We start from the raw sequence: 1682 nt of genomic DNA, 5'->3' as shown, positions 1-1682 counted from the left end.
GATACGAATAACAAAACAAGTTAAGAATGAAAAATCTGAAAATGATAATCCGAAGTTTGTTGAAGCACAAGTTATTTTCTGTGCTCAATCTTTTGGGGCTGACAATTGGCCTGACTTGTGTTTTTATGATTCTGGCATGGATTTACAACGAAACTGAATATGACAAGTTTAATACAAACTATGCCGATATCTACCAGATTAATTTCAAAAATCAAAAAGAAGAGATGTCGATGGCGGGAACACCCAACCCACTGGCACCTGTAATCGAAGATGAGATTGCAAATGTAAAGTTGGCTGCGCGTTTAAGAAATGCTCCCGGATTTGCCTTCAAATACAAGGAAAATATGTATTTCGAAGAAAACGGAATTACTGCCGATCCACAGCTATTCAGGATGTTTAGTTTTCAGACTTTGTATGGAGACCCGGTTAAAGCGCTGGAGCATGTGGAAGGAATAGTTATTACAGAATCGTTTGCCAAACGCTATTTTAGGAATGAAGATCCTTTGGGAAAAGAAATTCAGATAAGAGGACAAGAGTTTGTTACGATTTATGCTGTAATCAAAGATTTACCACCACAATCGCACATTCAGTTCGATTATGTTTTACCTCAAAAACTGCTGGAGGAATACCAGCTCTGCGGATTATTATGGGGAGATCCCAATTTTCGTACCTATGTTTTATTAACTCCGGGCAGCAATCCTGAAAATATCGGACAAGAAATTACAAGAGTTGCAAAGTCGAACGGAATGCCACACCTTCAATCCGGTGAAATATCTGCATATCTGCGGCCATTGGGGAGTATTTATCTCGACTACTCGGTTAACAACCGTTTGGGAGAAACAGGCGACTTCCGCTATTTATACATTTTTGGTTCGGTTGCTTTGCTGATTTTGTTACTTGCCTGCATCAACTTTGTAAATCTTACCGTTTCAATGTTTGCAAAAAGGCAAAAGGCCACATCTGTTGCAAAAGTATGTGGAGCAAGCCGCAAAACGGTTTTTCTGAATAGCATTGCTGAAAATGCTGTACTGATAATTGTTTCGTTCATTTTGGCGATAATAGCTATAGGAGTGCTTCGGGCTCCATTTCAAAACATGATTGGAAAGCCTTTTAATGAACATGTTTTTATGCCTGGATTTATTGGCATCATGGCGCTGGTATTGTTTTTTACCCTCACGCTTTGTACAATTTATCCGGCACTTGTGTTTTCGCGTGCAAAAGCCATCGAACTGATGAACCGTTACAACATACAAAAGTCAGGTGTTTTGAAAAGTATGGTGGTTTTTCAGAATGTTATCGCTGTTTTGCTTATTGTGGCTACCATTGTAGTAAACAAACAGATGCAGTATATCAACCACAAAAAACTTGGATTTGAAACTGATCAGATTGCATACACTTATTTACGGGGAAATATAAATCAGAAAATTTCGGTGGTGAGGCATTCATTAACTGAAAATCCGAACATTACTGAAATTAGTTTAAAAGATTGCCCCCCGTTTCAGCAGGTGAACGGAACTGTTGGGATTTCGTGGAAGCAAAACGGAGAATGGCAGAACCAAAATACTCCGCATCCTGTGGGGATGGAAACCACACGCATCGACGGCCATTACCTTGAAATGATGAATGTTGAGTTTGTTGCAGGTCGTAATTTTTCAAATGAAATTACTGCCGACAAGCAAAAT

The 1682-nt window shown here is 39.2% G+C and carries 1 protein-coding gene; it reads left to right on the top strand.

Annotation, left to right across the window (positions count from 1 at the left end):
- Positions 1–26 precede the first annotated feature (26 nt).
- Positions 27–1682 (top strand): ABC transporter permease (locus ABZB17_RS22385; RefSeq protein WP_372653880.1); only part of this gene is annotated, 1656 nt, incomplete at its 3' end.

Origin of the sequence: Draconibacterium sp., assembly GCF_041583095.1 — a bacterium.
Taxonomy (GTDB): Bacteria; Bacteroidota; Bacteroidia; order Bacteroidales; family Prolixibacteraceae; genus Draconibacterium.
This window is presented reverse-complemented; position numbering and strand designations above follow the sequence as displayed.